This window comes from Nocardioides sp. NPDC023903 (assembly GCF_040639295.1).
In the GTDB taxonomy this organism is placed as follows: Bacteria; Actinomycetota; Actinomycetes; order Propionibacteriales; family Nocardioidaceae; genus Nocardioides.
This window is the reverse complement of record NZ_JBEZZS010000002.1, coordinates 151023-176149: the sequence shown is the minus strand read 5'-3', so window position 1 is coordinate 176149 and position 25127 is coordinate 151023. Positions and strand designations below refer to the sequence as shown.

Below are 25127 nucleotides of genomic sequence, written 5' to 3'. Positions count from 1 at the left end.
GTCCGTTGCGTTGCACTATAGCGGGATCTCAGCGGAGCCACTCGTTGCCGTCGAGGTTGGTGAGATCGGTGATGTCGAGCGTCGGATCGATCCCGGAATCGGGCGCGAGACCGAAGTGCTCCAGGGACCGGCGCACCCACTCGGCGGCGTCGATGTTGAGCGGTCCGGAGACCCACATCGCGTACGGCAGGTTCACGAACCGCTTCTCCTTGACCGCGGGCAGGTCGCGGGAGGCGGGGTTGGCCTCGAGGATCTTGACCTTCTCCTCGTACGACTGTCCGGGGTAGTCCACGAAGTAGATGATGTCGGGCTTGGCGGCGGCGAAGCGCTCCCAGCCGACCTCGGTCCAGGTGTCCTCGACGTCGGCGGTCGCATTGGTCACCCCGGCGGTGTCGAAGATCGCCTGCGGCCCACCGAAGGAGCCCGAGGTGAAGATCGCGTCGCTTCCGGAGTCGAAGAGGAACGCGGTCGGCGCCTCCTCCGGCTTCGGCGCGCTCTCCAGGGCCTCGCGACGCTCCTCGATGTCGGCCACGACCTTATTCGCGGTCTCCGCGTGCCCGGTCAGCTCGCCGATGTTGAGCAGGTCCGTACGCAGCGCCGTCCAGGCCGCCATGGTGCCGCGGTCGCCGTCCTCCTGCCGGCAGGTCTCGCTGAGCAGGTAGGTGTCGATGTCCTGCTCGTGCAGCGTCTCGGGCAGCAGGTTGCGCGACTCGCTGAACCCGTAGCCCCAGCCCGCGAACATCATCTGCGGCTTGACCGCCAGCACGGTCTCCAGGGTCGGCTGGTCATCGCCGACCACCCGGAGCTCGTCGACACGGTCCTGCGGGTAGGCGAGCTCGAGCAGCTGCTTGTCGCGCGCCAGCCCGGTGACGGCGACGAGCTCGTCACGCGCGCCCGCGGCGAGCGCGATCGAGATGATCCCGCCGTCGTACGCATAGAGCTCGGTGACCGGTTCGTCGACCGTCACCTTCTCGCCACAGTTCTCGACGGTGATCGCGGAGTCACCTACAGCACTTGAGCCGGTCGCCTCGGCGCCGCAGGCGGTGAGGAGCGCGGAGCCGAGCGCGAGCGCAGCGAGGCAGGCAAGGCGTGAGGTCATGCCGAGTGGTCCTTCCGGGGATGGATGAGCAGGTGGTGCTGGGCGAGGTGTGGATGAGACACCTGGACGGAGCCGACGCCGAAGTGGAGGTCGACGCTGATGGCGTCGAGGACCTCGGCGGGCGGACCATGCGCCACGACGGTCGCCGGGCCGGTGTCGGGGTCGCTGTCCCGAGGCCTGCCGAGAACCGCCAGCCGGTCGAAGGAGCGGAGTGCCAGGTCGAGGTCGTGGATCGTCGCGACCAGGGTCTCGGCCCGGTCGGCGACGGTCTCCAGCAGCCGCAGCTGCCAGGCGACGTCGAGATGGTTGGTGGGCTCGTCCAGTAGCATCACCGGGCACTCCTGGGCGAGTCCGCGAGCCATCACCGCCCGGCGCCGCTCGCCGCCGGAGAGACGGTCGCACGGGTCGTCGATCCGATCGGCCAGCCCGACCGCATCGAGCGCCGCGCGGACGATCTCGCGCTCCTGCGTTCCGCCTCGAGACCATGGCCGGGTGCGCGGCACCCGGCCGAGTGCGACCATCTCGCCGACGAGCAGCTCGGTCGAGGCGACCTCTTCCTGAGGGACGTACGCCAGCAGGCGGGCGCGCTCGCGCGAGTTGATCTGACCGGTCTCGCGGAGGACGCCGGAGGTGTCGGCGAGGTAGGTGTGGCCTGCGCTCGGCCGCAGCACTCCGGCGAGGATGCGCAGCAGCGTCGACTTCCCGACTCCGTTCACCCCGACGATCCCGAGACTGGTGCCCGCGGGCACGTCGAGGTCGATGTCGCGAAGCACCTCGCGCTCGCCCAGTCGCGCGCCGACCCCGCGTAGCCGCAGCACCGGGCCGACCTCCTGACCGCTCATCCCCCACCTCCGAACCGATACCTGCCGCGACCCAGCAGCAGGAGGAACAGCGGCGCCCCGACGACACCGGTGACCACGCCCAGCGGGATCTCCTGCGGTCGCGCCACCAGTCGCGCCAGGACGTCGACCCACAGCAGGAACAGCCCACCGCCCAGTGCCGCGACCGGGAGGACGACCCGGTGCCGCGCGCCCACGAGCAGCCGGGCCGCGTGCGGCACGATCAGCCCGACGAACCCGATCCCGCCGCTGACCGCGACCAGGACCCCGACCAGGACCGCCAACCCGACGAACAGAGCCGTACGCAGGGCCGCGACGTTCACGCCGAGGGCGGCGGCGGTCTCCGGGCCGGCGGCGAGCGCGTCCAGCCAGCGATGCAGCGCCAGCATCGCCAGGCACAGGACGAGGCTGAGGGCCGCGGGCAGCCACAGCTTCTCCCAGCTGGCGCCGCCGACGCTGCCGAGCATCCAGAACATCACCGAGTTGGCGGCGCGAGGGTCATCGCTCATGAAGACCAGGAACGAGGCGATCGCGGAGAGCCCCGAGGAGAGCACGACCCCGGAGAGCACCAGCCGGATCGGGGTGAGCCCGCCCTGTGCGGTCGCCACGAGCCAGACCAGCAGCGCCGCGCCGATCGCCCCGAGCAGGGCTCCGGTGGAGACTGCGTAGATGCCGAAGCCGGCCAGCGCCCCGGTGGTGATCGCCGCCGTCGCCCCCACCGAGGCGCCGGAGCTGATCCCGAGGAGGAACGGGTCGGCGAGCGGGTTGCGGACCAGGGTCTGCATCCCGGCCCCGGACACCGCGAGGCCCGCGCCCACGACCAGCGCCATCAGCGCCCGGGGAAGACGAAGCTCCCACACGATCACGTCCCACTGCCCCGGCGCAGCACCCTGGAGCCGGTCCCGGACCGCCGCGACGACGTCGGTGACCGGGATCCGCTCAGAGCCGAAGGCGAGGGAGACCACGACGCTGAGGACCGAGGCGATCAGCAGGCCGAGGACCAGCGGTACGAAGGGCACTCTGCGGTTCGCGCCGGCGGCGCGTTTCACGACGGCCCTCCGGCGTGCGGGTGGTGCGCATCGCGGCAGGACGCTTGCACGGCTGTCGGCCTCTCAGGTCTCCTGGAGCCTGATCGCGAGGCCCGTTGACGTACATCTGAGTCGACAGGTTTTCGGACTCGGGTTCAACCGGCGACGCTGCCTTCCCAGGAACTCACGTCCCAGTGGCGCCTAGCGTCGCCGTCGCCCTCACCGCTGCGCGCCAGTCCCGGATTCACACCGGAGTTCCCTGGCATCCATCAGGATGCGTTCGACTCGGGCGACACGCTAGCACGGTGCTCCAGACCGCGTACGCGGCGTTGCCGGCGACACGATCAGACACAAGATCTAGGAAGTTGCATTGGTGTAATTCCCGCATATAGTGGTCCTCGCAGCTGGTTCTTCCTCCTCGGCGACGGGGCGGGAGAGGCAAGAGGGAACCCGGTGTGAGCCCGGGACTGCCCCGCAGCGGTGAGTGGGAACGACCGCCGTCACGAAGCACTGGGAGCAAGCCGGCTCCTGGGAAGCGACGGCCACTAGGACCGAGCACGATCACGCCCACGAGTCCGAAGACCTGCCAGTGCCCACCTCATGGTGGGGTCCGCGACCTCGAGGGAAGGTCAGGGGATCGAGCGAGCACCACGTGACCGGGTCCGCCCGGCGCGCTGCCGCCGTCCTCCCTGCCCCGGCACGGATGCACGAGACATCCAGCGGGCCGGGGGCCCGCGTGAGAAGGGCACGGACATGATCGACACCGAGGGTCTACCGATCCGCACCGAGAAGTCGGCGTACGTCTTCGACTACCCGATGGCCGAGGACCTGGCCAAGAAGCAGCGGAGCATCTTCTGGACCGCCGAGGAGATCCCGGTCGAGAACGACAAGCAGGACTTCCTGGTCAACATGACCGACGCCGAGCAGGCCGCGGTCAAGACCACGCTGAAGCTGTTCACCATCTACGAGCTGATCCTCGGCGGCGAGGTGTGGGGCGACCGGATCTTCCACGCGTTCCCGCGTCCGGAGGTCCAGATGATGGCCAACGCCTTCTCGTTCGCCGAGCTGAACATGCACGCGCCGTTCTACGCGAAGCTCAACAAGGTCCTGATGATCGACACCGAGGAGTTCTACGACTCCTACAAGAACGACCCGGTGCTGGCCGAGCGGATCCAGTTCGTGTGGGACGCGATCGCCGACGAGGACCTGCTCTACGCGCTGAGCGTCTTCACGCTGATGGAGAACTGCGTCCTCTACTCCAACTTCGCCTTCCTCAAGCACTTCCAGTCCGGTGGGAAGAACCTGCTGCAGAACGTGATCAGCGGCATCAACTTCTCCGCCCGCGACGAGAACCTGCACGCCACCGGCGGCGCCTGGCTGTTCAACACCACCCTCGAGGAGTACGCCGCCACCGTCCCGGCCGACAAGTTCGAGGCCGAACGCGACGAGCTCTTCGCCCGGGTCCGCGGCGTCGCCGAGCACCTCTACGCCCACGAGGCCCGGATCGTGGAGATGCTCTTCGACCACGGGCCGATCGCCGGCATCGATCAGGCCGACCTGGAGACCTTCGTGAGGTCCCGCATCGACATGACCCTGGAGAACATGCGGATGGAGCCGCTGTTCAACGTCGAGGTCAACCCGATCGCCGAGTGGTTCTACAGCGGCATCAACGGCACCCAGTTCCACGACTTCTTCCAGGTCACCGGCAACGAATACAACCGCAACATCGGCGAGACGGAGTTCAGCTTCTAATGAGCAACAGCAACTGGGAGGCGCTCTCTGCCGAGCGCAAGGCCCTGCAGGCCGAGGGCATCGTGCCCGCCTTCATGACCACGGCGGGCTACGCCATGTTCAAGGCCAAGTACACCGTCGCCGAGCAGAGCGTCCGGGAGCGCTACGAGACCATCGCCAGCACCGCCGGCGACCTCGCCGACGAGATGTACCCCCGCGAGGACGGCGTCTCCTGGACGGAGCGGTTCTTCGAGGCCATCTGGAACGGCTGGCTCTCCCCGTCGACGCCGGTGCTGTCCAACCTCGGCACCGACCGGGGTCTGCCGGTCTCGTGCGAGGGGTCGTACGTCGAGGACTCGGTCTGGGGCTTCTACGAGACCCTCAAGGAGGCGGCGATCCTCTCCCAGAACGGGTTCGGGACCTCGGCGTACCTCGGCGACGTCCGGCCCCGTGGCGCGAAGTTCAGCGACAACGGCAAGGCCAACGGCGTGGTCCCGGTCTTCTGCAACTTCGTGGAGATGACCAACCAGATCAGCCAGGGCGCCACCCGCCGCGGCTCCTGGGCGGGCTACCTGCCGGTGGACCACCCGGACTTCTTCGAGCTCGCCGACCTGATCTTCCGCGAGCCCGCCAACAAGAACATCGGCTGGATCTTCAGCCAGGCGTTCATCGACCGGATGCTGGCCGGCGACAAGGACGCCCTGGAGCGCTATCAGCGGGTGCTGAAGATCCGGGTCGTGCTGGGCAAGGGCTACATCTGGAAGGTCGACACGGTCAACGCCGCGCAGACCGAGTCCTACAAGGCCAACGGGCTGGCCAACAAGGCCTCCAACCTGTGCTCGGAGATCACCCTCTTCAGCGACGAGGACCACTCCTACACCTGCGTGCTCTCCTCGCTGAACCTCTCGACCTATGACGAGTGGAAAGACCAGGACACGGCGTACGTCGCCACCGTCTTCCTCGACGCGGTCGCCGAGGCGTTCCTGCGCAAGGCCCGCACGATCCGCGGCCTGGAGCGGGCGGTGCGCTACACCGAGAAGGCCCGCAGCCTGGGCCTGGGCGTGATGGGCTACCACGACTACCTGCAGAAGCAGCGGGTGCCGTTCGAGTCGGACAAGGCGGCGGCACTCAACAAGGACATCTTCGAGCGGATCTCGTCGCACGCCGACGCCGCGTCGCGGTGGATGGGCTCGGTCGCGGGCATCCCAGAGTGGTGCGTCGGGCGGCGCAACTCCCACCTGATGGCGATCGCCCCGACGATGAGCACCGCGGTGATCGTCGGCGGCACCAGCCAGGGCATCGAGCCGTACGTCGCCAACGTCTGGAACCAGACCACCTCGGCCGGCGAGATGCCGCGGGCCAACCAGAACCTCGTCGAGGTCATGGAGGAGCGCGGCGTCTACGACCAGGCGCACATCGACGACATCGTCGACCACGGCGGCTCGGTCCAGCACGTCGACTGGCTCGACGAGCACGAGAAGGACGTCTTCAAGACCGGCTACGAGATCGACCAGGAGATCCTGCTCGCCCGCGCGTCGGACCGGCAGGTCTACATCGACCAGGCCCAGTCGCTCAACCTCTTCTTCCAGGCCGACGCGACCCCGCAGTACATCAGCAAGATCCACAAGCTGGCCCTGCTCGACCCGAACATCAAGAGCCTGTACTACCTGCGCTCGCGGGCCGGCATCCAGGCCAGCAAGCAGACCCGCACCAACTGATCCCTTCGACCTTCGACCGAGAGGCATGACCATGAACGAGACCCCGACCACCACCGACGCCATCGACGACCTGACCTGGGACGACTGGAGCGACGCCGAGGTCTGCGCCATCGAGAACGGCCCTGACTGCGCGGCCTGCGAGGGCTGAGGAGTGAGTCCAAGTGCCGAGCTTGCTCGTGTACTTGCGGCGAGCGACGAAGACCCGCCGCCGAAGGCGGCCGGGATGAGGGACGCGGCCGGGCGGCCGACGCTGACGGTCTGCCGCGGATGCTGCTGCGGGACGGAGCGGAAGTCGCCCGGGGTGGACCATGCGGCCGTGCTCACGACGCTGAACGCGGCGGCCGGGGAGTCGGCGACGGTACGTGTCGCCGACTGCCTCGGCCCCTGCGAGCGGGCCGACGTCGTGGTGGTCGGCCCCTCACCCGAGGGGCGGCGGCGCGGCGCGCGGCCGGTCTGGGTCGCCCGGGCCGGCTCGGCGAGGGTCGCCGACGCGCTGGCCCAGTGGACCCGCGCCGGCGGACCGGGCATCGCTGAGGCACCGCCCGCGGTCCTGGCCCGGGCCTTCCGTCAGGAGCGCTGAACGACCACCGCGTACGCCGCCGCGACCAGGGCCGCGCCGATGCCGACCCTGCGGGCCAGCGTGGTGGCGCTGACGACGTCGGCAGGGGTCGCGTCGCGGCCGTCGCCCATCACCGCGCGGTGCTCGACCCGGTTGCCGTAGTAGCGGTTCGTGCCGCCGAGGCGGATGTCGAGGGCGCCCGCGAAGGATGCCTCGACGACGCCGGCGTTCGGGCTCGGGTGGCGAGCGGCGTCGCGGCGCCAGGCCTCCCACGCCTGCCGGGCCCGCGTCGGTGCGGCGGCCAGCGTGAGCAGGCCGGAGAGGCGGGAGCCGGGCAGGTTGAGCAGGTCGTCGAGGCGGGCGCTGGCCCAGCCGAAGTGCTCGTAGCGAGCGTTGTGGTGCCCGACCATCGCGTCCAGGGTGTTGGCGGCGCGGTAGCCGAGCAGGCCGGGTACGCCCGCGATCGCGCCCCACACCAGCGGCGCGACCACCGCGTCGGAGGTGTTCTCGGCGACGCTCTCGACCACGGCCCGGGAGACCTCGGAGGCATCGAGCTCGTCGGTGTCGCGGCCGACGAGGTGGGTCAGCCGCTGCCGCGCGGCCGGAAGGTCGTCGCGGTCGAGATGGGCGTGGACGGCCAGCGCCTCCCGCTCCAGCGAGCGGCCCCCGAGGACCCCCCAAGTCGCGGCCGCGGTCACCAGCGTCTTCCCTGTTCGCCCTGGGGCGAGGCGCTCCGCGGCAGCACCGAGGACCACCGCTCCGCCGACCAGCGTCGCGGTGTGGAGGACGCCTCGGGCCCGGTCGTCCGCGTACCAGGCCTGCTCCACCTTCATCGCGACCGTGCCGAAGCCGGCGACCGGGTGGTATCGCCGCGGGTCCCCGAGCAGGCGGTCCAGCGCGAAGCCGGCCAGGAGCCCGATCGCCCGCGGGCTCACGAGGCTTCCCGGGTCCGGCGCAGCGCGGCCAGGAGCTGGTCGGTCAGGCCCTCGGGGCGTACCGCGATCCGCACCCAGTCCGGGCCGAGGCCCGGGAAGGTGTCGGCGCGGCGTACCGCGATGCCCTGGTCGCGCAGCGCCTCACGGACTCCGGCGCCCGGGCGGGCCAGGACGAAGGAGGCGGCCGAGGGGACGTACTCGATCTGCTGGTCCCGTAGGCCGGCCTCGAGATGGTCGCGCCAGGCGGCGATCCGCTCCGCGCGCTCACGGGCCTCGGCGCTGGCGCGCTCGGTGGCGCAGGCGAGCATCGCGGCAGCGGCCGTGGCCGCGACCGACCACGGCGTACGCACCGCCTCCAGGTCGCTGATCGCGGCGGCGTCGCCGACGACGTAGCCAGCGCGTACGCCGGGGATCGACCAGTGCTTCGTCAGGCTGCGGATGACCAGCAGGCCCTCTGCGCGCTCCGCAGTGAGGGTCTCGGGCTCGCCGGGAACCGCGTCCATGAACGCCTCGTCGACCACGACCAGCCGGCCGGGCCGGAGGAGGGCGCGGAGGGTCTCGGCCGGGTGGAGCGCGCCGGTCGGGTTGGTCGGGTTGCCGACGACGACCAGGTCCGCGTCGTCGGGCACCGCCGCCGGGTCGAGGGCGAACCCGTCCTCGGCTCGGAGGCGCACCTCGGTGACCGTGTGGCCGGCCTGCTCGAGCGCCGCGTGGGGCTCGGTGAACTGCGGGTGGACCACGACCGGCTTCCGCCATGCCCGGGTCCGGGCGACCAGCGTGAACGCCTCCGCCGCCCCCGCCGTCGGGAGCACCTCCGCCCGCTCGCGGCCGTGGTGCTTGGCCAGCGCCGCCCGCGCTGGCTCCTCGTCGGGATAGGCCGCCGACGCCAGCGACTCGTGGAGCGCCTCATCCAGCCACCCCGGCCGCGGCTCTGGGTAGACGTTCACCGCGAAGTCGAGCAGCCCCTCCCCCACCTCGACATCCCCGTGGTGCCGCAGCGGGTCAGCAACCCCGACGCCCCCGCTGGTCGAGCCGCCGCTCCCGCTGGTCGAGCCGCCGGAGCCGCTTGGCGACTGAGCGAGGCCGCCCGGCGAGCTTGCTCGTCCGGGCGCGCCGAGCGAAGGAGCCCCCGAGCGAAGCGAGGGCGGCGGAGGCGTGTCGAGACCAACACGGTCCGCTGTCGCGCTCGAGGGGACCGTGTTGGTCTCGACACGCTCGCTGGCGCTCGCGGCTCGACCGACGGTGGGTGTGGCGGCTCGACCAGCGGACCTGTGAACCGCGTCGGCGAAGCGGCGGGCCAGGTGCGGATGGCCGGCCCAGTGAACGTGGAGGTACGACGCATGCAGGGTGTCGTTGCTGAAACCGGTCGGCGTGCCGTCGACGGTCCACGCGGCCTGGGCCCCGGTGGGGGGCGAGGTGGTCGTGCGGTGGAACTCGTGGCCGGTGACCTGCTCGCCGGCACGGGTGAGGAGCGAGTCGGAGGCGGCGGTGGCTACCGGGTAGCGCAGGGTCAGGCGCTCGCTCATGGCGGCGCGGGCGGGGATGGCGCCGGCCATGGGTACGCCGTCGAGGGACTCGGCCAGGTAGAGGAGACCGGCGCACTCGGCGACTGTCGGCACTCCGGCCTCGACGGCCGCCCGCAGGTCGCGGAGGAGGCTCGTGTTGGCGGCGAGGTCGGCGGCGTACATCTCTGGGAAGCCACCTCCGAGGTAGATCCCCCGGGTGCCGGCCGGGAGCTTGGGGTCGGTCAACGGATCGAAGGCGACGACCTCGCATCCGGCAGCCGCCAGGAGCTCCTCGGTCTCGGGATAGCGGAAGGTGAAGGCGCGCCCGCCGGCAACCGCCACCACCGGACGGCCCTGGCTCCGCGTAGACGTCGCAACCGCCTCCAACGCCTCGGCCGGATCCCAGGGGTCTGCGGCGACGGCGGGCGCCGAGCGGGCGACGTCGAGGAGCGCATCGAGGTCCAGGTGGGCGGCGACCTGTTCGCCCAGCCGCTCGATCAGCGCGACCGACTCGTCACGCTCGGCGACCGGGACGAGGCCGAGGTGGCGCGACGGGGACGCGAGCGTCTCGTCGCGTGGGAGCATGCCGAGCACGGGCAGCCCGACCTGCTCCAGCGCTCGCCGGATCTCCTCGGCGTTGCGGCCCGGGGAGCAGCGGTTGAGCACGACGCCCCCGATGCGTACCGACGGGTCGAAGGCCGCCATCCCGGCGGCGATCGCGGCAGCGGAGCGGGACATCCGGGCGACGTCGAGGACCAGGACCACCGGCGAGGAGGTCAGCTCCGCGACGTGGGCGGTGGAGGCGAAGCCGTCGGTGCCGAGGCGGCCGTCGTAGAGGCCCATGACGCCCTCGATGACCGCCACGTCCGCGCCGGCGGCGCCATGGAGAAGCAGCGGCACCACCCGCGACTCCCCCACCAGGTGCGGGTCGAGGTTGCGGCCCGGACGCCCGGTGGCGAGCGCGTGGTAGCCCGGGTCGATGTAGTCCGGCCCGACCTTGTGACCGCTGACCTCGTGCCCGGCGGAACGCAGCGCCGCCATCAGCCCGGTGGCGATGGTCGTCTTCCCCGAGCCGGTCGAGGGAGCAGCGACCACCAGCCGGGGCAGGGTCACCATTCGATGCCCCGCTGGCCCTTCTGGCCTGCGTCCATCGGGTGCTTGATCTTGGTCATCTCGGTAACCAGGTCGGCGACCTCGAGCAGGGCGGGGTCGGCGTCGCGACCGGTGATCACGACGTGCTGGCGTCCCGGCCGCTCGGAGAGCACGGTGGCGACCTCGGCGGCGTCGACCCAACCCCACTTGATCGGGTAGGTGAACTCGTCGAGGACGAGCAGGTCGTACGTCTCCGCGGCCAGGCACCGCTTGATCTCGGCCCAGCCCTCGGCGGCGTCCGCGGCGTGGTCCTCGGCGTCACCCTGCTTGCGACTCCAGGACCAGCCGGAGCCCATCTTGTGCCAGTCGACCGGCCCGCCCTCGCCGGTCTCCTCGTGCAGCTTGCCGAGGCGCTCGAGCACGGTCTGCTCGCCGATGCGCCACTTGGCCGACTTCACGAACTGGAAGACCCCGATCCGCCAGCCCTGGTTCCAGCCGCGCAGCGCGAGCCCGAAGGCGGCGGTCGACTTCCCCTTGCCGGGTCCGGTGTGGACCATCACCAGCGGCCGGTTGCGGCGCTGGCGGGTGGTGAGCCCGTCGTCGGGTACGTTCAGCGGCTGTCCCTTCGGCATCAGGCAGCGCCCCTTCCCATGGTGGATCCGGTGAACCCGTGGACGGTGGAGGTCAGCGCCTCGGCGCTCACCTCGGCGACCGGCACGTGCTCGGCGCCCAGGTGTGCGGCCAGCTGGCGGGCCAGCCCGAGCCGCATCGGCCCGCTCTCGGAGTCGATGACGACGGTGGTGACGCCCAGACCGGCGACGTACGCGGCGGCCTGCTGCGAGCGCCGGACGGCGTCCTTGCCGTGGATCTTGGAGTTGGCGCGACCGTCGGTGACGACCACAAGAAGTGGCCGCAGATCCGGGTCACGCAGGTGCTCGCGCTGGAGGACGCGGGCGGCCTCGAGGAGGCCTTCGGCCAGCGGCGTACGTCCTCCGGCGGGCACCTCGTCGAGACGTGCCGCGGCGAGGTCGACCGACCCGGTCGGCGGCAGCACCAGCTCGGCGCCCTCGCCCCGGAACGTGATCATCCCGACCTTGTCGCGGCGCCGGTAGGCGTCGAGGAGCAGCGAGAGGACCGCCGCCTTGACCTGCGCCATCCGCTTGCGCGCGGCCATCGAGCCGGACGCGTCGACGCAGAAGAGCACCAGGTTTGCCTCGCGGCCCTCACGGACAGCGGTGCGGAGGTCCTCGATCCGCAGCTCGACCTTCGCCGAGGTACGGTCCCTGGCGCCCTGCTTCCCCGCGGCCGCCTTGAGCGTCTCGACGAGGTGGAGCGAGCCGCGGGTGCTGACGCTCGCGCCGATCCGACGGCCGCTGCTGCCGATCGCCTTGCTCCGGCCGCCGGTGCGGCCCGTGCCCAGGCCGGTCACGGTCAGGAGGCGGGGGCGGTACGCGGTGCCTGCGGCAGTGGTCGAGGTGTTCCCCGCGGACGGGGTGGGCAGGGCCTCATCCGTCGTCGAGGTCTCGTCCTGGGACGTCTCGACGGGCTCGGTCTCCGAGGAGTCCTCGTGGGAGCTCTCGGCCTGCCCGACCTCCGGCTCGGACTCGGGTCCGTCCTGCGGTCCGTCCTGAGGGTCGTCGTGCTCCGGCCCGCCCTCCGGCGGCTCGGGCGGCAGCTCCTCGTCGCCGAGGATGCGGTCGAGCAGGTCCTCGTCGAGCCCGGGAGCGTCGAAGGGGTTGCGTCGGCGGCGGTGCGGGAGGGCCAGCAGGGCGGCCCTGCGGATGTCTTCGCGGGTGACCTCGGAGCGACCGGCCCAGGCCGCGTGCGCGACCGCGGTGCGGGCGGTGACGATGTCGGCGCGCAGCCCGTCGACCTCGAACGCCGCACAGACCTCGGCGATCTTCAGCAGCCCGGGCGCGGTGAGCCGGACCTTCCCGACGAGGGCGCGCGCGGTGGAGACCCGTGCGGTCAGGTCGCGCTCGGCGGCCACATAGCGCTCGACGAACGCAGGAGCGTCCAGGTCGAAGGCCATCCGGCGGCGTACGACCTCGGCGCGCAGCGCCGGATCCCTGGGTGCGGCCACCTCGACGGTGAGCCCGAAGCGGTCCAGGAGCTGCGGACGCAGCTCGCCCTCCTCGGGGTTCATGGTGCCGATCAGCACGAACCGGGCGGCGTGCTCGACCGAGACGCCGTCCCGCTCGACGCTGACCCGCCCCATCGCCGCCGCGTCCAGCAGCAGGTCGACCAGGTGGTCATGGAGCAGGTTGACCTCGTCGACGTACAACAGGCCGCGGTGCGCCCGCGCCAGCAGCCCCGGCTCGAACTCGACCGCACCGCGCGACAGCGCGCTCTCCAGGTGGAGCGAGCCGACGACGCGGTCCTCAGTCGCACCGACGGGCAGCTCGACCAGCCGCACGGGCCGGCTCTCCACGACGGCGGCGGACCCGAAGGGCCCGTCCGGCGACTCCGCGGAGGGGTCGGCCGGATCGATCGAGAACCGATCCCCGGCGTAGACCGAGATCGAGGGCAGCACGGCCGCCAGACCACGTACGGCCGTCGACTTCGCGGTCCCCTTCTCGCCACGGACCAGGACCCCGCCGATCGCCGGGGAGATCGTGGTGAGCACGAGCGCGAGGCCCATGTCGTCGAGGTCATCGGCCTGGCAGCCGAGGACGGCAGAAAATGGGTAATGCACCGGCATGGAGAGGCTCCCGCTCCCTATCGCTTGGATTGGATGGACGCGGGGCCGGTCTTCGGACTTGTCGAGTCCCACGAAAGGGGCTCGTTCACCGCAGCGGGCCTGTGCCGGATTCTCACCGGCTTCCCAGATTCTCCCTTCCCACCGTCCTCACCAGCTCCTGTGACAGAGCCGATGACTGGGCAGTCGGGGCACCTCGCGCCTGAGCGGCCACTGTAGCGTCTGGCCTCATGATCGTCGTGGTGGGCATCGGTGCCGGAGGTTGGGACGAGATTCCCGTACGTCACCAGCAGCTGATCCGGGAGTCCGCCGTCCTCCTCGGCGGCAAGCGTCATCTCGACCTCGTCCCCGACGTCCCCGGCCAGCGCCGCGAGCCCTGGCCCTCGCCGCTGCGCGAGGGCCTCCCGGCGCTACTCGAGTCACTGCCCAACGATGAACCCGTCGTGGCGCTGGCCTCGGGCGACCCGCTGGTCTCCGGCATCGGGACGACCCTGATCGACGTGCTGGGCCCGGCGAACGTACGCATCGAGCCAGCCGTCTCCTCCGTCGCCCTCGCCCGTGCCCGGATGGGCTGGGCGGCCGAGTCGTGCGTGGTCGTCAGCCTCGTCGGCCGCGACGTCTCGCTGATCGCGCGCGAGCTCGCTCCCGGCCGCCGGATCCTGGCGCTCTCCTCGGACGGATCCACTCCTGGACTCGTCGCGGACCTGCTGGTCACCGCCGGTTTCGGGGCCTCGGCGATGACCATCCTGGGCGAGCTCGGAGCGGAGACCGAGAGCACCCGGACCGCGACAGCCTCGGAGTGGGATGCCGAGTCGCCGCGGCTCAACATCGTGGCGATCGAGTGCGTCGGCACACCCCTCCTCGGCTGGGCCGCCGGCCTTCCCGACGACGTCTTCGAGAACGACGGCCAGCTGACCAAGCGCGACCTGCGGGCCTCTGCTCTGGCGCGCCTCGCCCCCACTCCCGGAGCGCACCTGTGGGACGTCGGCGCCGGTGCCGGCTCGGTCGGTATCGAGTGGATGCGGGCGCACCCGTCATGCACCGCGACCGCGGTCGAGGCCTCCCCCGAGCGGGCCGCCCGGATCGCCCGCAACGCGACCCGTCTCGGCGTACCCGGCCTGGCCGTAGTCCAGGGCCGCGCCCCCGATTCGTTGCGCGATCTTCCGGCGCCCGACGCGATCTTCATTGGCGGCGGTGCGACCCGATCCGGCGTACTCGACACCTGCCTAGCCGCCCTCCGCCCCGGTGGCCGGCTCGTCGTCCATGGTGTGACGCTGGAGACCGAGCAACTGCTGGCCACGGCCTACCAGAAGCATGGCGGCGAGCTCACCCGGATCTCGGTGGAGACCTCCGCTCCGATCGGCACGTTCACGGGCTGGACCCCGGCACGGGCTGTGACGCAGTGGTCCGTGTCGGTCCGATAACTGGCGCTCGGGGTACTTCGGGCGAACGAAAATTCGTTCGCCCGCCGCGCGCCTGACCCCACACCTGCGGAAGGAAAATTCCTTCCCCGACCAAACCGGTCCGACTGGACGTCTCGGCACCGAACGAATTTTCGTTCGCCTCCAGGTCCTTCACCGAGTGGAGTCGCAGCGTGAAAGAAAAATTTCTTCCACCGATCAACCGCCCGACTGCCCGGGATCGGGACAACCCAAAATCCCCAAGCCCGTGCCCAACTCAAAACTCCGCGCCAAACCCCTGCCGCCGACCCGATAACCAGCCAAATTTCTCGGCGACGACCGGTGTCAAGGATCGCCGCAGGCGACCGGCGAAGCCGGCGGCCGAAGGCCGTCCTTTACTCCGGGCGTCGCCGAGAACACCCTCCAAGAACAGGTCGGCGGCAAACCCCAACCACAAAATACGGCACCCTCAGCGCCCCGAGAGATACCTCTCCTCATGAACCACCGACGACAGCCCCGACCGATGCCTCCACCCGAACCGCTCCAGATCCGGCACCTCAGGCACCCCCTCGACCGCACCGACGCAGAGCCAGGCCACCGGACGTACGTGTGACGGAAGCCCGACCAGCGACCGCAGGAACTCCTCACGGTAGAAGCTGACCCAGCCGACACCGAGACCCTCGGCGGTGGCGGCGAGCCAGAGGTTCTGGATCGCAAGGACGGTCGAGTAGAGCCCGGCGTCGGCGATGGCGTGCCGCCCGAGGACCTGCGACCCGCCGCGGGTCGGGTCGTAGCCGACGACGACCCCGAGACCGGACTCGCAGATGCCCTCGATCTTGATCCGAGAGAAGGTCTCGGCCCGCTCGCCGGAGAGGGAGGAGGCGAAGACGTCCCGCTCGGTGGCGACGTGCTCGCGGAAGGCCGACAGCGTCTCCGGCGAGCGCACCAGCACGAAGTCCCACGGCTGCGTCATCCCGACGCTCGGGGCGGCGTGGGCGGCCGACAGGACCCGCTCGAGCACAGCGGGATCGACCGGCTCGCCGGTGAACTCCGCACGCGTGTCCCGGCGCCGGTTGATCGCGTCGTAGAGCTCCATCAGGCACGCTCCTTCAGGTTTCGCGGGCGAGCAACGTCGTAGAGGAACGACTCGCCTCCGTCGCGGGCCAGCGCGGGCCCGGCGAGGATGACGGCTGCCTGCCTCAGACCAGCGTCCTCGACCGCGTCGGCGATCGTCGCCACCGTCCCGCGCAGCACCCGCTCCTCGGGCTGGCTGGCACGGTAGACGACCACGACCGGGCACTCCGGGCCGTAGTAGGGCAGCAGCTCGGCCATCAGCTCGCGGGTGCGCCGGATCGCCAGGTGGAGCACGATCGTGGCACCGGTCGCGGCGTACGCAGGCAGGGACTCACCCTCCGGCATGGCCGTCGACCGGGCCTGCGTCCGGGTGAGGACGACCGACTGCGCCACCAGCGGCACGGTCAGCTCCCGTCCGACGAGCGCGGCCGCCGCCGCATAGGCGGGGACCCCAGGCGTGACGTCCCAGGGGACCTCGGCGGCGTCGAGCCTCCGGGTCTGCTCCGCGACCGCCGAGTAGACCGACGGGTCGCCGGAGACGAGGCGTACGACCTGCTTGCCGCCCCGGTGAGCGGCGACGATCGCGTCGACGATCTGGTCCAGATCGAGCTTCTGGGTGTCGACCAGCTCAGCCGCGGGGCTGCAGTGCGCCAGCACCTCGGGGTCCAGGTAGGTGCCGGGGTAGAGCACCACGTCGGCGGCCTCGAGCAGCCTCGTCGCGCGTACGGTCAGCAGGTCGGCCGCGCCGGGGCCGGCGCCTACGAAGTGGACGGTCTGCGGGGCGGTCACTGCACGTACCTCGGCGTCCAGACCTGCCCGGCCGCGGTCGCCCGGGTCGAGCTCGCCCCCACGATGACCAGGCACTTCATGTCGATGGTTTCTGGGTCGAGGTCACCGAGAGTGGTCACCGTCAGCGACTCCTCGGCCCGCCCGACGTCGCGGCCGACAACGACGACGGTGTCCGGCTTGCGCTGCTCCAGGAGTACGTCGCGAGCCCGGCCGATCTGCTCGGTGCGCGAGCGCGAGGCCGGGTTGTAGATGGCCAGCACGAGGTCAGCGGCAGCGACCGCGCGCAGCCGGTCCTCGACGACGGTCCACGGCTTGAGCCGGTCCGAGAGGGACATCACCGCGAAGTCGGCCCCGACCGGGGCGCCCGCCCGCGCGGCCACCGCCTGGACGGCGCTGACCCCGGGCAGCACCCGGACGCGTACGCCGGCATAGGCCGGATCCTCGGCAGCCTCGAACACGGCGGACGCCATCCCGAAGACCCCGGCGTCACCGCCGGAGACGACGGCGACCCGCTCCCCCGCGAGCGCCAGGTCCAGGGCGTGCCGGGCCCGGTCGACCTCGACGGTGTTGCCCGACGCGTGCCGCCGCAGCCCTTCGCGTTGCGGCACCCGGTTGACGTACGGCGCGTAGCCGACGACGTGGCCGACCTCGGCCAGCGCCGAGCTCACCTCCGGCGTCAGCCACCCGTCCGGCCCGGGCCCGAGCCCGACGACCAACACCTCCCCGCTGGTCGAGTCTGTCGAGACGCCCCCGCGCATCGCCTCGACAGGCTCGACCGCGGGTAGCTCTTGCCGCAGCCGCGCGGCGGCAGGTGCGGGAGCCGTGTCTCCCGGAACCACGATGAGGGAGAAGTACGGCACGGAGGACGGGTCGACGTCGGCCACCGGCAGCCAGCGCTCCTCGGGCTGGGAGGCACGCTCGACGTACCAGGCACCTTCGAGCCGCCCGGCAGCCGCGAGCGCGGAACGAACCGCGGGAAAGGTCCGGCCGAGCTTCATGATGATCGCCGCCTCGGTGTCGGCCAGACGACGGGCGAGCTCGGGCTCGGGCAGGGTCCCCGGCAGCACCGTGAGCACGTCGGTCTGGCGCACCAGCGGCGTGGAGACAGCCGCGGTGGCCGCCGCGAAGGCGGGGACGCCCGGCACGACGGAGGTCTCGTAGACCTCCTTGAACCGGTCGTGGAGGTACATCGAGGAGCCGTAGAAGAGCGGGTCGCCCTCCGCGAGCAGGACCACGTCGCGGCCGGCGTCGAGATGAGCGGAGAGCCGGACCGCGCAGGACTCGTAGAACTCGGCCATCGCCCCGACGTAGCCGCCCGGGTGCGAGGTGGTCCCGGTGGTGACCGGGTAGCGCAGCTCCTCCTCCACCGCGCCGGCGGGGATCAGAGAGGACGCGATCCGGCGAGCATGCGACTGCTTGCGCACCCCGGCGTGATAGGCGATCACCGGAGCCGCGCCGATCAGCCGGGCGGCCTTGAGGGTGATCAGCTCGGGATCCCCGGGTCCGATGCCGACAACGGTGAACCGTCCGGGGGTGCTCATTCCTGCTCCTGGGCGAGTGCGTTGAGGGCGGAGGAGGTCATCGCGGAGCCGCCGCGACGTCCCCGGACGGTGACGTAGGGGATGTCGATCCCGTGATCGGCGGCGAACGAGGCGAGCGCCTCCTTGGACTCGGCGGCGCCGATGAAGCCCACCGGGCAGCCGACGATCGCGGCCGGCCGCGGACCGCCGTCGAGGATCATCTCGAGCAGGTGGAAGAGCGCCGTCGGGGCGTTGCCGATAGCGACCACCGCACCCTCGAGGTAGGGCTCCCACAGCGACAGCGCGGCGGCGGTGCGGGTCGTCGTCCACTCGCGGGCGAGCGCCGGGACCCGGTCGTCGCCGAGCATGCAGAGCACCTCGTTGTCGCGCGGGAGCCGGCTGCGGGTGACCCCGGTCGCGACCATCGTCGCGTCGCACAGGATCGGCGCACCGGCCTCCAGCGCACCGCGCGCGGCCTTCACCAGGCCCGGGTGGATGACCAGGTCGGAGGCGAGATCGACCTGCCCGCTGCCGTGGATCATCCGCACCGCGAGCCGCTCGGCATCGGCCGGCACCGCGGAGAGGTCGGCCTCGCGGCGGATGGTCGCGAAGGAGTCGACGTAGATCGCCGGCCCTTGGTCGATGTAGTCGTAGCGCCGGGTCGGGCGCACCTGCGGCGAAGGCACGAGTACGCCGCGCCACGGCGTCACCACCACCGCCGGCGTTCGCGCCGCAAGGGCCGAGACCGCGGCCTGGTCCAAGGCCCCGTCCGGGGCCGCGATGTGCTCGCCGCCGGGCACCGGTCCGTAGCCGAGCTCCTCGGCCGCGGCGGGCACCCGATCGTCGGCCGCGACCGGCTCGACCAGCGGGGCGTCGAGCTCGGAGACGTGCCAGGGCGCGGACGGCCCCTCGCCGCGTACGTCCAAGAAGCGTGAAGCGAGGGCGACCAGCCGAGCGGCGGCCTCGGCGAGCGGCACGACCGGCCCCCACGAGTCACCGACCCGGAGCTGTCCCTCGGCGGCGGACAGTGCCACCAGCCCGAGGTCGCACTCCCGCGAGACCAGGTCGCCGCGGCCGTCGTCGAGCACGAAGAGGAACCGCCCCGGCAGCGCGGCCAGCCGCGACGAGGCGCACAGCAGCCGGTCGAGCGATGCCGCGACGCCGCGCAGGTCGGCCCGCCCTCCGGCGAGCCCGGTCTGCGGGGAGACCATCACGTTGCGTACGAGCTCGTGGGTCTGCGCCGGCACCAGACCGGTCGCCTTCAGCGCAGTGAGCACCTCACCCGGAAGGCCGCCGTCGACACTCGGCAGGCCGCGGACCTGCAGGTTGGCGCGACCGGTGAGGTAGATCCGCCCGTCGCCGTAGGTCTCCGCCACGGAGATCAGCGAGAGCAGCGCGGCGGACGAGACGGACCCGCCGATCAGGCGCAGCCGTACCAGCAGGCCGTCCTCGGCCGCCCACGGACGACCGACTCCGGGGCACCGGTCGGTTCGGACTCGCGACATCAGGACACCTGCTCTGCGTCATGTGCCCTTGCGCGGGGCACGTGGTGACCTGGCGGCGGGCGCCGCCAGAGCCAGCAGGTCTTCGGACTCGGAATCGATCGGAGCGGAGCGCCTTCCCGGAGCCAGGCTCCAGTGGCTGTCCTCCCCGGAAGGAGGGCGTGCCCCGCCCGTCATCCTCACCGCTGCGCGTCAGTCCCGGACTTTCACCGGGTTCCCTGACCCCATCAGGCATGGAGTACGACTGGCAGGGCGAGACTACCGACTTGCGGACACGGCGCCGAATTGCTCGCTGTCCGACCGCGGTTTGTGCCAGTGTTCGCCTACTCGAAATCTCCCGAGGCCACCCCCATAGATGGAGTCTCCCGTGACAGGCTCGGCTCACCGGCAGTTGTTCGTTCTCGCGCCCATCTCGGCATTCGCGCTCGGCCTCACGGCCTGTGCCACGACCTCGGAGACGAAGGTCTCGATCGGTCTGGTGGTGCCCACCTCCGGCGTCCACAAGTCGATCGGCACCGACATGAGCCGTGGCTTCGACCTCTACCTCGACCAGCACGGCGGGAAGCTCGGCGGCCGGCTGATCGACGTCGTCGAGGCCGATGAGGGCGACCGTGTCGAGACCGGCGTCGCCGCGGTGACCAGGCTGATCCAGGACGACGAGGTCCAGGCGGTCGTCGGGGTGGTGAGCTCGGAGACGGCGCTGGCGGCCAAGGACGTGGCGATCAGCAGCGAGACGCCGCTGATCGTGACCGGCGCCGGCGCCGACGAGTTCGCCGACGGCTCCGACTACCTGTGGCGTACGTCCTCGTCCAACGCGGACCTGGGCGGCGCGCTCGGGACGGCGGTCGCCAAGGAGACCGAGCGGGGCTCGGCGTACGTCATCGCCTCCGACGACGCGACCGGTCACGAGTTCTCCGACAGCTTCATGATCGCCCTCGAGGCATCAGGTAGCAACGTGGCGGGCCAGAGCTACACGCCTGCCGGCGTGACCGAGGAGTGGTCGGGGCTCTTCGACAAGGCGAAGGACTCTGGCGCCGACGCGATCTACGCGGCCTACGCCGGCAAGGAGGCGGAGGCGTTCGTGAAGCAGTACCGCGAGTCAGGGCTGGCCAAGAGCGTCCGGCTCTACGGCCCGGGCTTCCTCACCGAGGGCGACGTGCTGTCCGAGCTGGGCAGTGCGGCCTCCGGCGTGCGCACCGCCCTGCACTACAGCGACGCGATGGACTCGCTGATGAACGACGCCTTCGTGAAGGACTACCGCGAGGCGTACGACGCCACCCCGACGGTCTACTCGGTGCAGGCCTACGACGCCGCGGCCGCCCTCGACAAGGCGCTCGACCTCTCCGACGACGTCAACCGCAACGAGATCGCCGACTCTCTCGGGTCGGTCGGCACCATCGTCAGCCCCCGTGGGAGCTGGTCCTTCGACCCCAACCACAATCCCGACCAGCCCTACTTCCTGCGGGTGGTCAAGAGCACCGCCGACGGCCCCCGCAACATGGTGCTGCAGGAGATCGCCTCAGCGGGCAGCTGATGTGACGACGGGCTGCGACCGGACCCGAACGGTCGCAGCCGGTCGGATCAGCTGCTGGCTTCGACCAGTTCGTGCTCCAGGTCCTCCTCCTTGCGCCGGAGCACGACCGACCCGCCGAGCGCGAGCAGCAGCGCGACGTACACGACGATCGCGAACGGCGACTGCACCAGCGTCAGCCAGTCACCCTGGGCGATCTGCAGGGCCGAGCGCAGCTGCCGCTCGAAGATCGGCCCCAGGATCAGGCCGACCACCATCGGCGCCACGGGATAACCGTAGCGGCGCATGAAGAAGCCGAGGATGCCGAGCACGAGGAGCACCATGACGTCCTGGGGGCTGAAGTGCACCGCGAAGGCCCCCAGGGCCGCGAACAGCAGGATGCCGGCATACAGGTAGGGACGCGGGATCTGGAGCACCTTCACCCACAGCCCGACCAGCGGCAGGTTGAGCACCAGCAACAGCACGTTGCCGATATAGAGGCTCGCCACCAGCGGCCAGACGAGGTCTCCGTGGTCCTTGAACAGCAGCGGCCCCGGCTGGATGTTGTAGTGCTGCAGCGCCACCAGGATCACCGCGGCCGTGGCCGAGGTCGGGATGCCGAGCGTCAGCAGCGGCACGAGCACGCCGGCGGCCGAGGCGTTGTTGGCCGCCTCCGGCCCGGCGACCCCCTCGATGGCACCGTGGCCGAACTCCTCCTTCGCTCTCCCGCGAGCCAGCTTGCGCTCGGCGGAGTAGGACAGGAACGTGCCGACCTCGGCACCACCGGCCGGCAGAGTGCCGATCGGGAAGCCGATCGCGGTGCCGCGCAGCCACGGCTTCCAGGAACGCCGCCAGTCCTCACGCGACATCCAGGTGCGCCACCCGCCGGTCACCGGGACGAGCTGCTGCGGTCCCCGGCGCAGCTGCGCACCGACGTACAGCGCCTCGCCGACGGCGAAGAGTGCGACCGCGACGACCACGACGTCGATGCCGTCGTTGAGCACGGGTACGCCGAAGGTGAACCGCATCTGCCCCGACATGCCGTCGACGCCCATGAGCCCGATGAACATGCCCACGCCCAGGGCGGCCAGCCCGCGCGAGACCGAGCGGCCCAGCAGTGCCCCCACCGTGGTGAAGGCGAGAACCATCAGGGCCACCTTCTCGACCGGACCGAGCTTGACGGCCAGATCCGCGGCGATCGGGGCCAGGAAGGTGAGCGCGACCGTGGCGAGCGTGCCCGCCACGAACGACCCGATGGCCGCCGTGGCCAGCGCCGCGGCGCCTCTGCCTCGTTTGGCCATCTTGTTGCCCTCGAGGGCGGTGATCATCGAGGACGCCTCGCCGGGCGTGTTGAGCAGGATCGACGTCGTGGACCCGCCGTACATGCCGCCGTAGTAGATCCCGGCGAAGGTGATCAGCGCGGCCGTCGGGTCCAAGGCGTACGTCAGCGGCAGCAGCAGGGCGACCGTCATCGACGGTCCGATGCCGGGCAGGACACCGACCGCGGTGCCGAGGATGACACCGATGAAGGCGAAGACGAGGTACTCGGGCTGCGCCGCGGTGGCGAACCCCTCCAGGAGCAGGGTGAGGTTATCCATGGAGGAACGACACCCCTTCCAGGAACGGGCCCGGCGGCAGCGAGACGCCCAGGCCGCCGGCGAAGACCAGCTGGATCGCGAACGCCATGACCAGGCCGATCAGCAGCGAGCGCCACCAGGGGCGGGCGCCCAGGATGACCGCGCACGCAGTGAACAGCGCGGCGCCGGCCAGCGGCCAGCCGACCGGGCCGATCAGGAGGGCGTGGCCCAGGACGGCCACGGCCAGCAGGACGGCGGTGCGCCAGTCGGTGGTGCCGGAGAGGTCGACGTCCTCGCCACCCTCGGGCACACCACGCTCACCACGCAGGACCCGCGCCAGGGTGATGCCACCGGTCACGACCAGCAGACCACCGACGAGGTAGGGCATCGTCCGCGGCCCGATCGCGCCGGCCGCGGTGACCGGCTCGGCGATGCTTCCCGCACGCACCAGCGCGAACACACCGAGGGCGAGGATGCCCCCGGCCATGGCCGGCTCCCCGAAGGAGAGCCGGCCAGGCTGGGTGGGGGTCTGCTCGCTCACTGGACGAGACCGATTTCCTTGAGCGTGGTCTGTGCTGAGGTGACCTCCCCGTCGACGTACGTGTCGAACTCGTCACCAGCCATGAAGGCGTCGTCCCAGTCGTTGGTCTCGAGGACCTTGCCCCAGGCGTCGGACTCGGCCGCCTCGGTGACCAGGTCGGTCAGGGCCTCCCGGTCGGCGTCGTCGAGGTCGCCGGGGGCGACGATGCCGCGCCAGTTGGTGAGCACCAGGTCGATGCCCTCGTCGGTGAGGGTCGGGACGTCGGGCAACAGGCCGGAGGGCTCCTCGCCGGAGACGGCCAACGCACGGAGCTTGCCGGCCTTGATCTGCTCGGCGTACTCACCGACACCGGAGATCCCGGCGTCGACCTTGTTGCCGAGCAGCGCGGTCACCGACTCGGCGCCGCCGTCGAAGGGCACGTAGTTGAGGCTCTTGGCGATGTCCTCGGGGGCTACGCCGACCGCCTTGAGCAGCTGGCCGGCGAGGATCTGATCCGTGCCTCCCGCGGACCCACCGGCGATCGCGACGTCCTGCCCGTTGGCCTTGATGTCGTCGACCAGGTCGTTGATGGTCTGGTACTTCGAGTCGGCCGGGACGACGACGACCTCCTGCTCCTCGGTCAGCTTCGCGATCGGGGTGGTGTCGGCGAGCTTGGTGGCCGACTTGTTGGTCTCGATCGCGCCGACCATGACCAAGCCCATCACCATCAGGGTGTTGGCGTCGGTCTCGTTGGCGAGCTGCGCCAGACCGACGGTGCCGCCAGCCCCGGGAACGTTGGACACCGAGGCGGTCTCGACGATCTTCTCGCCGGTCAGCACCTCGGAGAACGCTCGCCCGGTCTGGTCCCAGCCACCGCCCGGGTCGGCGGGGACGACGATGTTCACGCTCGTCGGCGCTGCGCCGGAGGACGAATCGGAACTGTTGACGGAGCTGCAGGCGGCGAGCGACGTGCCGGCCACAGCTGTGGCGACGGCGATCGCGGCGGTACGGATGAGGGGGTTCATGGGGGTCTCCTTCAAGAGTGACGTACGTCACTTCATGGCCGTGAAGGTAGGCGCGGCGCGGAGACCCCCGGAAGCATCCGGAGGTATTGGACCTTGTGGTCATTGTGGTCACGGGTGCGACCCGGACGGGCTAGACCTCCGTGCGAGCGCTCTGCAGCTCGGCCCGGGTCGCGGCCAGATCCTCGCGTACGGCCGTGAGGTCCTCCCGCAACGAGGTGAGGATGGCCATCATCTCGGCGTCGGACTCCTCCTCGTGCTCGGCGAGGCTCTCGACGCTCTCCATGCCGGAGACGACCACGGCGAGGAAGAGGTTGAGGACCGCGAAGGTCATCACCAGGATGAAGACCACGAAGAAGATCCAGGCGGAGGGGTCCTCGGCCATCACCTCGCGGGCGATGTCGGGCCAGGCCTCGCCGGTCATGGTCTGGAACAGCGTGAACGCGCTGGTGCCGAGGTCGCCGAAGTACTCCGGCGCGATGGAGCCGTAGAGGTTGGTCGAGATCACCACCGCGACGTACATCATCAGCACCAGCAGCGCCGCGACCGAGCCCATCCCCGGCATCGCCGCGATCAGGCCGTCGACGACGCGCCGCATGGACGGGACCGAGTTGACCAGGCGCAGCACGCGCAGGATCCGCAGCGCCCGCAGCACCGACATCGGCCCGGTCGCCGGCACCAGCGCGATCGCGACGATCACAGTGTCGAAGATGTTCCACGGGTCGAGGAAGAACTTGGGTCCGTACGCCACCAGCCGCAGCACCAGCTCGACGACGAAGACTGCGAGGAGCAGGCCGTCGAGCAGCGCCAGCTCGTGGGCGAGGTGCTCGGGGACCATCGTCTCCACACCGAGGACCACCGCGTTGAGGATGATCACCCCGATGATGACCTTCTGGAAGGTGTCGTTGTCGACCAGCGCGCGGATCCGGCCGCGCACCGAGATGTCTTCCGAACCCATGTTCGCTTCGTCCTCCTGTGACCCGTGACAGCGGCGGGGAGCCTACTGCAT

At 71.0% G+C, this 25127-nt stretch carries 20 protein-coding genes, 1 pseudogene and 4 riboswitches; of the genes and pseudogenes, 5 read left to right on the top strand and 16 right to left on the bottom strand.

Annotation, left to right across the window (positions count from 1 at the left end; translation table 11 throughout):
• Positions 1-28: 28 nt before the first annotated feature.
• From AB0F44_RS04320 to AB0F44_RS04310, 3 genes are read right to left on the bottom strand one after another with little or no spacing between them, the layout of a single operon-like run.
• Positions 29-1099 carry an ABC transporter substrate-binding protein gene (locus AB0F44_RS04320; RefSeq protein WP_357353014.1) on the bottom strand — a complete coding sequence of 357 codons (1071 nt, stop codon included), beginning with the start codon at positions 1097-1099 and terminating at the stop codon, positions 29-31.
• Complete coding sequence (locus tag AB0F44_RS04315) at positions 1096-1941, bottom strand: ABC transporter ATP-binding protein (protein WP_357353012.1); 846 nt, start codon at positions 1939-1941, stop codon at positions 1096-1098. Before AB0F44_RS04315 ends, AB0F44_RS04320 begins: the two co-directional genes overlap by 4 nt.
• Positions 1938-2987, bottom strand: a complete 1050-nt coding sequence (locus tag AB0F44_RS04310) for an iron ABC transporter permease (protein ID WP_357353010.1) — start codon at positions 2985-2987, stop codon at positions 1938-1940. The genes AB0F44_RS04315 and AB0F44_RS04310 overlap by 4 nt, the downstream gene beginning before the upstream one ends.
• A gap of 95 nt (positions 2988-3082) precedes the next feature.
• A riboswitch (cobalamin riboswitch) is annotated at positions 3083-3266 on the bottom strand.
• Between the two features lie 88 nt (positions 3267-3354).
• Positions 3355-3572: riboswitch (cobalamin riboswitch) on the top strand.
• A 147-nt stretch (positions 3573-3719) separates the two neighbouring features.
• Between AB0F44_RS04310 and AB0F44_RS04305 the strand changes: the two genes are divergently transcribed.
• From AB0F44_RS04305 to AB0F44_RS04295, 3 genes are all read left to right on the top strand, one after another.
• Positions 3720-4718 (top strand): ribonucleotide-diphosphate reductase subunit beta, encoded by a 999-nt coding sequence (locus AB0F44_RS04305; protein ID WP_357353008.1) that lies wholly within the window; start codon positions 3720-3722, stop codon positions 4716-4718.
• The gene (locus AB0F44_RS04300; RefSeq protein WP_357353006.1) at positions 4718-6415 is read left to right on the top strand and encodes a ribonucleotide reductase N-terminal alpha domain-containing protein; all 1698 of its coding nucleotides are present in this window, start codon (positions 4718-4720) and stop codon (positions 6413-6415) included. The genes AB0F44_RS04305 and AB0F44_RS04300 overlap by 1 nt, the downstream gene beginning before the upstream one ends.
• A 223-nt stretch (positions 6416-6638) precedes the next feature.
• A complete protein-coding gene (locus AB0F44_RS04295) occupies positions 6639-6995 on the top strand; it encodes a (2Fe-2S) ferredoxin domain-containing protein (protein WP_357353004.1) in 357 nt (118 codons plus the stop codon).
• Here AB0F44_RS04295 and AB0F44_RS04290 read toward each other — a convergent pair.
• From AB0F44_RS04290 to AB0F44_RS04275, 4 genes are read right to left on the bottom strand one after another with little or no spacing between them, the layout of a single operon-like run.
• Positions 6983-7909, bottom strand: a complete 927-nt coding sequence (locus AB0F44_RS04290) for a cobalamin biosynthesis protein (protein WP_357353002.1) — start codon at positions 7907-7909, stop codon at positions 6983-6985. The genes AB0F44_RS04295 and AB0F44_RS04290 overlap by 13 nt on opposite strands.
• A complete protein-coding gene (locus AB0F44_RS04285; RefSeq protein ID WP_357353001.1) occupies positions 7906-10530 on the bottom strand; it encodes a cobyrinate a,c-diamide synthase in 2625 nt (874 codons plus the stop codon). The genes AB0F44_RS04290 and AB0F44_RS04285 overlap by 4 nt, the downstream gene beginning before the upstream one ends.
• Entirely contained in the window at positions 10524-11138 is a 615-nt protein-coding gene (gene cobO, locus AB0F44_RS04280; protein ID WP_357352999.1) for a cob(I)yrinic acid a,c-diamide adenosyltransferase, read from the bottom strand. The genes AB0F44_RS04285 and cobO overlap by 7 nt, the downstream gene beginning before the upstream one ends.
• Positions 11138-13207, bottom strand: coding sequence for a VWA domain-containing protein (locus AB0F44_RS04275; RefSeq protein ID WP_357352997.1), 2070 nt, complete (start codon positions 13205-13207; stop codon positions 11138-11140). Before AB0F44_RS04275 ends, cobO begins: the two co-directional genes overlap by 1 nt.
• A gap of 25 nt (positions 13208-13232) precedes the next feature.
• Positions 13233-13372, bottom strand: a riboswitch (cobalamin riboswitch).
• Between the two features lie 62 nt (positions 13373-13434).
• Here AB0F44_RS04275 and cbiE point away from each other — a divergent pair.
• Positions 13435-14628 carry a precorrin-6y C5,15-methyltransferase (decarboxylating) subunit CbiE gene (cbiE, locus tag AB0F44_RS04270; RefSeq protein ID WP_357352995.1) on the top strand — a complete coding sequence of 398 codons (1194 nt, stop codon included), beginning with the start codon at positions 13435-13437 and terminating at the stop codon, positions 14626-14628.
• 445 nt (positions 14629-15073) lie between these two features.
• On the opposite strand, the gene bluB is transcribed toward cbiE, so the two are convergent.
• From bluB to AB0F44_RS04245, 5 genes and pseudogenes are all read right to left on the bottom strand, one after another.
• Positions 15074-15700: a 5,6-dimethylbenzimidazole synthase gene (bluB, locus tag AB0F44_RS04265; RefSeq protein WP_357352993.1), complete on the bottom strand. Its 627-nt coding sequence runs from the start codon at positions 15698-15700 to the stop codon at positions 15074-15076.
• Positions 15700-16467, bottom strand: a complete 768-nt coding sequence (cobM, locus tag AB0F44_RS04260) for a precorrin-4 C(11)-methyltransferase (RefSeq protein ID WP_357352991.1) — start codon at positions 16465-16467, stop codon at positions 15700-15702. The genes bluB and cobM overlap by 1 nt, the downstream gene beginning before the upstream one ends.
• Positions 16464-18008 carry a precorrin-3B C(17)-methyltransferase gene (gene cobJ / locus AB0F44_RS04255; RefSeq protein ID WP_357352989.1) on the bottom strand — a complete coding sequence of 515 codons (1545 nt, stop codon included), beginning with the start codon at positions 18006-18008 and terminating at the stop codon, positions 16464-16466. Before cobJ ends, cobM begins: the two co-directional genes overlap by 4 nt.
• Positions 18005-18658 carry a precorrin-8X methylmutase gene (locus AB0F44_RS04250; protein WP_357353218.1) on the bottom strand — a complete coding sequence of 218 codons (654 nt, stop codon included), beginning with the start codon at positions 18656-18658 and terminating at the stop codon, positions 18005-18007. The genes cobJ and AB0F44_RS04250 overlap by 4 nt, the downstream gene beginning before the upstream one ends.
• Positions 18659-19303: 645 nt before the next feature.
• Positions 19304-19492 (bottom strand): annotated as a pseudogene (locus AB0F44_RS04245) (nitrite reductase); the annotation flags it as partial.
• Between the two features lie 55 nt (positions 19493-19547).
• A riboswitch (cobalamin riboswitch) is annotated at positions 19548-19753 on the bottom strand.
• Positions 19754-19856: 103 nt separating this feature from the next.
• Between AB0F44_RS04245 and AB0F44_RS04240 the strand changes: the two are divergent.
• On the top strand, positions 19857-21023 hold the full coding sequence (locus AB0F44_RS04240; protein ID WP_357352987.1) for an ABC transporter substrate-binding protein: 1167 nt from the start codon (positions 19857-19859) through the stop codon (positions 21021-21023).
• Between the two features lie 47 nt (positions 21024-21070).
• Here the strand turns inward: AB0F44_RS04240 and AB0F44_RS04235 are convergent, their stop codons facing one another.
• From AB0F44_RS04235 to AB0F44_RS04220, 4 genes are all read right to left on the bottom strand, one after another.
• Positions 21071-22597, bottom strand: coding sequence for a tripartite tricarboxylate transporter permease (locus AB0F44_RS04235; protein ID WP_357352985.1), 1527 nt, complete (start codon positions 22595-22597; stop codon positions 21071-21073).
• Positions 22590-23117 carry a tripartite tricarboxylate transporter TctB family protein gene (locus tag AB0F44_RS04230; protein ID WP_357352983.1) on the bottom strand — a complete coding sequence of 176 codons (528 nt, stop codon included), beginning with the start codon at positions 23115-23117 and terminating at the stop codon, positions 22590-22592. Before AB0F44_RS04230 ends, AB0F44_RS04235 begins: the two co-directional genes overlap by 8 nt.
• Entirely contained in the window at positions 23114-24121 is a 1008-nt protein-coding gene (locus AB0F44_RS04225; RefSeq protein WP_357352981.1) for a tripartite tricarboxylate transporter substrate-binding protein, read from the bottom strand. The genes AB0F44_RS04230 and AB0F44_RS04225 overlap by 4 nt, the downstream gene beginning before the upstream one ends.
• A 130-nt stretch (positions 24122-24251) precedes the next feature.
• On the bottom strand, positions 24252-25076 hold the full coding sequence (locus AB0F44_RS04220) for an ion transporter (RefSeq protein WP_357352979.1): 825 nt from the start codon (positions 25074-25076) through the stop codon (positions 24252-24254).
• Between the last annotated feature and the right edge of the window lie 51 nt (positions 25077-25127).